General features: G+C 67.3%; 4 protein-coding genes and 1 riboswitch. All 4 genes read right to left on the bottom strand.

What is annotated here, in order from left to right; all coding sequences use genetic code 11:
• Positions 1 to 215 precede the first annotated feature (215 nt).
• A riboswitch (cobalamin riboswitch) is annotated at positions 216 to 448 on the bottom strand.
• Between the two features lie 69 nt (positions 449 to 517).
• Positions 518 to 2437, bottom strand: coding sequence for a 1-deoxy-D-xylulose-5-phosphate synthase (gene dxs / locus ABZE94_RS18900; RefSeq protein ID WP_372877388.1), 1920 nt, complete (start codon positions 2435 to 2437; stop codon positions 518 to 520).
• Positions 2438 to 2622: 185 nt separating this feature from the next.
• Positions 2623 to 5901 carry a carboxyl transferase domain-containing protein gene (locus ABZE94_RS18895; protein WP_372877386.1) on the bottom strand — a complete coding sequence of 1093 codons (3279 nt, stop codon included), beginning with the start codon at positions 5899 to 5901 and terminating at the stop codon, positions 2623 to 2625.
• A 50-nt stretch (positions 5902 to 5951) separates the two neighbouring features.
• Positions 5952 to 6377 (bottom strand): hypothetical protein, encoded by a 426-nt coding sequence (locus ABZE94_RS18890; RefSeq protein WP_372877384.1) that lies wholly within the window; start codon positions 6375 to 6377, stop codon positions 5952 to 5954.
• A gap of 36 nt (positions 6378 to 6413) precedes the next feature.
• On the bottom strand, positions 6414 to 7121 hold a 708-nt coding region (locus ABZE94_RS18885; protein ID WP_372877382.1), incomplete at its 5' end, for an AMP-binding protein.

The following is a 7121-nucleotide window of genomic DNA, read 5'->3' as shown; positions in this document are numbered from 1 at the left end:
TGCAGGGGCGTGCCGCGGGTCACTACCAACGGCGGCGCCTGGTAAGGCTCTTCGGGTTCAGCCTGGGCAGCCAGCGGTAGCAGCGCCACTGCCAGGGCAATGCGGGATAATTTCATCGGTAAATCCTCAAAAGACAGAACACTTTTGAGAAGGGCAGGGACAAGCACCGGGCAAGGAGGCGATAGCCAGCGCTTGACGGTGATGCCCTCCGCAACACCAGTCACATTGGCCGAGGCAGGTCTCCGGGCTGCCGACTGGTACTTTCCCGCCTTCCCAGGCGAACCCAGTGGCGTATCGAGAAAGCCTGCCCCCTGGCCGTGCTGGTCGGGCGCTGTCGGTTACCGTTGCGGGGGCAGCGCAGGCGTTGCGGCGGTCGAGTCGACGGCTGCTCACCTGCTTCCCTTTTCACGCGGCTGGTATGGCCGCGACCTCGAACACTTAAAACGTCGCGCACCATAAAATACTGTGGGATATAAGCACAAGCAGTTCGGTACGCCGGCCTGGGAGCCGGTCGCTCCTATACCAGGATCATCTGCAGCAGCGACAGGCGCTGGCGTATCGCGTCCTCGATGCCGGCCTGGTCGAGGCCGCACTCGGCGAGCATCTGCGCCGGCTTGGCGTGTTCGACGTAGTAGTCCGGCAGGCCCAGGTGGAGCAGCGGCTTGAGGATGTTCTCGCGGGCGAGGAATTCGCTGACCGCGCTGCCGGCGCCGCCCATGATGCTGTTTTCTTCGATGCTAACCAGCAGTGCGTGGCTGCCGGCCAGTTCGCGGACCAGGGCTTCGTCCAGGGGTTTGACGAAGCGCATGTCGACCACGGTGGCGTCCAGGGTTTCGCCGACTTTCAGCGCCTCGGCCAGTTGCACACCGAACACCAGCAGGGCGACCGTCGAACCCTGGCGGCGGACCAGGCCCTTGCCGATTTCCAGCGGCGTCAGGCCGGGCTCGATAGGCGCGTTGGGGCCGCTGCCGCGGGGGTAGCGCACCGCCGCCGGGCCGGCGAACAGGTAGCCGGTGCTGAGCATGCGGCGCAGTTCGTTCTCGTCGCTGGGGGTCATCAGCAGCATGCCGGGGATGCAGCGCAGGTAGGACAAATCGAAGCTGCCGGCGTGGGTCGGACCGTCTTCGCCTACCAGGCCGGCGCGGTCGATGGCGAACAGCACATCCAGATTCTGCACCGCGACATCGTGGATCAACTGGTCGTAGGCGCGCTGCAAAAAGGTCGAGTAGATGGCCACCACCGGCTTGATGCCGTCGCAGGCCATGCCGGCGGCCAGGGTCACCGCGTGCTGCTCGGCGATGGCCACGTCGAAATAGCGCTGCGGGTAGTGCTCGCTGAAGGTCACCAGGTCCGAGCCCTCCTTCATCGCCGGGGTGATCCCGACCAGGCGCGGGTCTTGCGCGGCCATGTCGCACAGCCACTGGCCGAACACGCTGGAATACTTGGGGCCGGCGGCCCGCTTCTGGCTGGAGAGCGGTGCGCCGGCCGGGGCCTTGATCGGCTCCAGCTTGGTGATCGCGTGGTAGCCGATCGGGTCGGCCTCGGCCGGGGCGAAGCCCTTGCCCTTCTTGGTCACGACATGGAGGAACTGCGGGCCTTCCAGGTCGCGCATATTGCGCAAGGTGGCGAGCAGGATCGGCAGGTCGTGGCCATCGATCGGGCCGACATAGTTCCAGCCCAGCTCCTCGAACAGGGTGCCGGGCACCAGCATGCCCTTGGCGTGCTCCTCGACCTTGCGCGCAATCTCCCAGGCGCCGGGCAGGCTCGAGAGGATCTTCTTGCTGCCCTCGCGCATGCTCGCGTAGGTGCGACTGGAGATGATCTTGGCCAGGTAGTTGGACAGGCCGCCGACGTTCTTGGAGATCGACATGTCGTTGTCGTTGAGGATCACCAGCATGTTGGCGTTGACGTCGCTGGCGTGATTCAGCGCCTCGAAGGCCATGCCGGCGGTCAGCGCGCCGTCGCCGATCACCGCCACTGCCTTGCGCTTGCTGCCCTGGATGCGCGCGGCGATGGCCATGCCCAGGGCGGCGCTGATGCTGGTGCTGGAGTGGCCGACGCCGAAGGTGTCGTACTCGCTCTCGGAGCGGCGCGGGAAGGCGGCGATGCCGTCCTTCTGCCGCAGGCTGGACATGCGTTCGCGGCGGCCGGTGAGGATCTTGTGCGGATAGGCCTGGTGGCCGACATCCCACAGCAGACGGTCGTCCGGGGTGTCGAAGACGTAATGCAGGGCGACGGTCAGTTCGATCACGCCGAGGCCCGCGCCGAAATGCCCGCCGGTCTGGCCGACCGTGTAGAGCAGGTACTGGCGCAGTTCGTCGGCCAGGGTTTCCAGCTCGGCTTCGCCCAGGCGGCGCAGCTGATCCGGCGTGTCCGCGCGGTCGAGCAGAGGCGTCAGTGGGCGTTCGCGAGGAATCTCGTGGAAGGTCGTCGGCATCAGGCTGATCGTTATAGGTGCAAAAGATGCGGCAGTTTACCCGAAGCGCCGGAAACTACCCAAACAAGCTGTGGCGTCCTTGAAACCCATGGGTAGGTGCGGGCCATGCCCGCGATGGCGTATACCGGTTGAGCCATCGCGGAAATGGCGCTGGACGTCCCCGCCGCTCTTACGAAGAGCCCGGACTACCAACTATCGACGCAGCGCTTCTTGCCCTCACGCGCTGCCGGCCGTGGCGCCGCATTCAGCCCGCGCACCAGCCAGGCGCGGGTTTCCAGCGGGTCGATGACCGCATCGATCTCCAGAAAGCTGGCCATGTTGATGCCCTTGCCGCTCTGGTAGGCCTTGGCCACCAGCTTGTCGAACAGCTGCTGACGGGCGCCAAGTTCCTCGACGGCCGCCAGTTCCTTGGAAAAACCCAGGCGCACCGCGCCCTCCAGGCCCATGGCGCCGAACTCGCCGCTGGGCCAGGCGATGGTGAACAGCGGCGAGTGGAAGCTGCCGGCGGCCATGGCCTGGGCACCGAGGCCGTAGCCCTTGCGCAAGACCACCGTGAAGAAGGGCACCGTCAGGCTGGCAGCGGCGACGAACATGCGTGATACATGGCGCACCGTGGCCTGCTTCTCCGCCTCGGGGCCGACCATGAAGCCGGGGGTGTCGCACAGCGACAGCATGGGGATGTCGAAGGCATCGCACAGCTGCATGAAGCGCGCGGCCTTGTCGCCGGCCACGGCATCGATGGCGCCGCCCAGGTGTGCGGGGTTGTTGGCGAGCAGGCCGAAGGGTTGGCCCTCGATGCGCACCAGGGCAGTGATCAGACCGGGGGCGAACTGCCGGCGCAGCTCCAGCACCGAGCCCGTATCGGCCAGGGTGGCGATCACCTGGCGGATGTCGTAGACCCGCAGGCGGTTTTCCGGGATCAGCTGGCGCAACTCGCGTTGATCGGCGCACTGCCAGTCGGGGAGCACGCCCTGGAAGTAGCCCAGGTACTGCTGGGCCACTCGCACCGCTTCAGCTTCATCGGCCACCTGCACATCGACCACCCCGTTCGGTCCCTGCACCGAGACCGGGCCGACTTCTTCGGGTTTGTAGCTACCCAGGCCGCCGCCCTCGATCATCGCCGGGCCGGCCATGCCGATGGTCGCGTTGGCGGTGGCGATGATCACATCGCAGCAGCCGAGCAGCGCCGTGTTACCGGCGAAGCAGCGCCCGGAGACCACCCCGACCAGCGGCACCAGCCCGGACAATCGGGCCATGCCGACGAAGGTGTGGCAGTCGAGCCCGGCGACGCCGACGAAGTCGCTGTCGCCCGGCCGGCCGCCACCGCCCTCGGCGAACAGCACCAAAGGCAGGCGCCACTGCTCGGCGAGGCCGAGCATGCGGTCGGTCTTCTTGTGGTTCATCACCCCCTGGGTGCCGGCGAATACCGTGTAGTCGTAGGCGAGGGTCATGCAGCGCGCGGCCTGGCTACCGAACAACCCGGCGTTGACCGTGCCGATGCCGGACACCAGACCGTCGGCCGGGCTCTGTTCGATCAGCTCCTCCAGCGAGCGCCGGCGGCGCTGGGCGGCCAGGGCCAGGGCGCCGTATTCGCTGAAGCTGCCGTCATCGAGCAGGTCGGCGAGGTTCTCGCGCGCGGTCCGTTGACCGGTCTTGCGCCGCTTGGCCACGGCCTGCGGGCGGCGTTCGTCGCGGGTGATGGCGTGGCGTTCAAGCACCTCGGCCAGGTCCGCGCGGATATGCTCGAGGTCCAGGCTTTGCTCGCTCCGGGCCTGTTCGCCGTCGACCTCGGTCGGTTCGATAAACAGCAGCGGCTGGCCTTCGTTGAGCGCGCTGCCGGGCGACACGGCAAGGGCGCGGACGATGCCGCTGTGGCTGGCCTTGACCACGAACTCCATCTTCATCGCCTCCAGCACCGCGATGCTCTGGCCGACCGCCACGGCGTCGCCTTCGGCCACCTCCAGACACACCAGCACGCCGCTGCTCGGCGCCTGCAAGGGCAGGCAACCGGGCGGCGCATCGATCGCCTGTTGCGCCGCACCGGCCAACGCCGGGCCGCCGGCAAAGAACAGGTGGGGATGGGCCTGCTGTTGGGGCGCCAGCAATTGCGCCAGCTGGCTTTCGACGAAGCGCGTGCTGACGTGATTGGCGGCGACTTCCGGCAGGCGCAACAGGTTCTGCAGCAGGTGCAGGTTGCTCGCCACGCCCTCCAGGCGGAACTCGCAGAGCGCGCGATAGGCGCGGCGCAGCGCGGCCGGGTAGTCCGGCGCCTGGGCGATCAGCTTGGCCAGCAGCGAATCGTAGCTGGGGCTGATCGGGTAGCCGGCGTAGCCGTAGCCGTCGACGCGCAGGCCGGGGCCGCTGGGCGGTTCGTAGGCCGTCAGGGTGCCGGCGGCCGGGTGGGTGCTGCCGTCGGCGCTCAGGCTTTCCAGGTTGATCCGTAGTTGCACGGCGCAGCCATTGAGGGCCGGCGGCTGCAGCAGATTCAGTTGCGCCAGGCTATGCCCGGCGGCCAGCCTGAGCTGGGTCTGCAGCAGGTCGATGCCGGTGACCTGCTCGGTGACCGTGTGCTCGACCTGGATGCGCGGGTTGGCCTCCATGAAGTAGAAACATTCGGGCTGCTGGTTATCCAGCAGGAACTCGAAGGTGCCCAGGCCCTGATAGCGCGCGGCGCCGGCCAGCTTGAGCGCCGCAGCGATCATCCGTTCGCGGGTGGCGGCCGGCAGATCCGGGCTGGGGGCGATCTCCACCAGCTTCTGCTGGCGCCGCTGCAGGCTGCAATCGCGTTCCCACAGGTGGCTGACCGCGCCCGTATGGTCGCCCAGCACCTGGATCTCGATATGCCGGGCATCGCCCACCAACTGCTCGATATAGAGTGCGTCACTGCCGAAGGCCGCGCGGGCTTCCGACTGGCAGCGGGCGAAGGCTGCATCCAGTTCCGCTGCGGCGAATACCGGGCGCATGCCGCGGCCGCCGCCGCCGGCCAGGGCCTTGAGCATCACCGCGCCGCCGTCGCCCAGGCTGCGGAGAAAGGCATGGGCCTCGGCCAGGCTGACCGCCCGGTTGATCCCCCTGACCAGGGGCACGTCGCAGCGCTCGGCCAGCGCGCGCGCGGCGGCCTTGTCGCCGAACAGCTCCAGCACCTCGGCACTGGGGCCGATAAAGCACAGGCCGGCGGCCTGACAGCGGCGGGCAAACTCGGCGTTCTCGGCGAGAAAACCGTAACCGGGATGGATCGCCGCGCAACCCTGGTCCCGGGCGATGGCGATCAACTGGTCCATGGCCAGATAGGCCGCCACCCCGCGGCCCGCGAGGGCGACCGCGCTGTCGGCCTTGCGCACATGCAGGGAGGCGGCGTCGTCCTCGGCGTACACCGCCACCGAGCGAATGCCCAGCTCGGCGGCGGCGCGGGCGATACGGATGGCGATCTCGCCGCGGTTGGCGATCAGCAGGGCTTGGAACATGGCAGGACTCGCTGGTTGACGGAGTGAATGGGCATTTTTTCGGCGGTCTGTTAAAGCGCCGGGGTTCGAAGCTGTCTTTGCAACTCGATCAAGATGTTCGCCAGATGGTCATAGGCGCTGCGCCAGGCCCGCATGGCCGCGTCGGACAGGGCCTCTCTATCCAGGGCTTGGTGAAAGGCCGCGAACAGTGCGCTGGCCACCATCTCGAATTGCTCTTCCTGCAGGTCGATTTGGTGATGCACCTGGGCAATCTTCGGCGCGTGCTTGAGGAATGGTTCCAGATTATCGATGTTGGCCGCATACCCGGCGACGATGTTGGCCAGCGGTGGCAGTCCAGCCCGTTGCAGTAGGGCATAGGCCGTGGGGTGGTGTTTGTCCAGATGTTCGTAGACCAGTTGGTTGATTTGTTGCGCCTGCGCCTTGATGGCTCCCGCGCTTTGCTTGATCAACTGAACCGCCGTGTCATCGATAGTCATACTCATGCCCTTCGGTTGGTTGCGTGGGGCTTGCCGTTAAAGCAGCGCTTCGAGTTCGTTCTTCTTCACCTTGCCGGTGGCGGTCAGTGGCAGGCTGTCGAGCAGGTGGATCTGCGGCACCTTGTAGGCCGCCATGGCCTCGCGGCACCAGGCCTGCAGGCCGTCCGCGCTGGCGGCGCTGCCGGGTTTGAGCACCACGAAGGCCACCGGACGCTGGCCACTGTCCTCGTCGCGGCGACCGAGCACGGCGCTGGCGAGAATCGCCGGGTGCTGGCCGAGCAACGCCTCCAGCTCGCTGGGGAACACGCTCATGCCGTTGACCTTGAGCATCTCCTTGCGCCGACCGAGGTAGCGGATAAAGCCCTGCTCGCTGATCTGGCCGAGGTCGCCCGTATGCAGCCAGCCGTCGCGCAGCGCCGCGGCGGATTCCTCCGGGCGATTCCAGTAGCCCTTGAGCAGCGACGGACTGCGCAGGCATAGCTCGCCCTCCTGGCCGAGCGGCAGCAGCTCGCCGCTGGCGAAGTCGCAGACCTTGAACTGGGTGCCCGGCACCGGCAGGCCGACGAATGTCGGCGCGCTCCTGAGGTCGAAGTCGTCGTCCTGCAGGCCGGCGGTGAAGGTGTCGCAGGTGTGGCTCTCGGTCATGCCGAAGCTGAACTCGAACAGGCGGGTGCCGGTCAGCGCGCGCCACTGGCGGCGGTATTCAGGGGTGAGTTTCTTGATAAAGGAGATGCTGCCGGTCTG

Origin of the sequence: Pseudomonas sp., assembly GCF_041601375.1 — a bacterium.
Lineage (GTDB): Bacteria > Pseudomonadota > Gammaproteobacteria > Pseudomonadales > Pseudomonadaceae > Aquipseudomonas.
The sequence above is the reverse complement of the archived record's forward strand: the minus strand, read 5'-3'. Positions and strand labels throughout refer to the sequence as shown.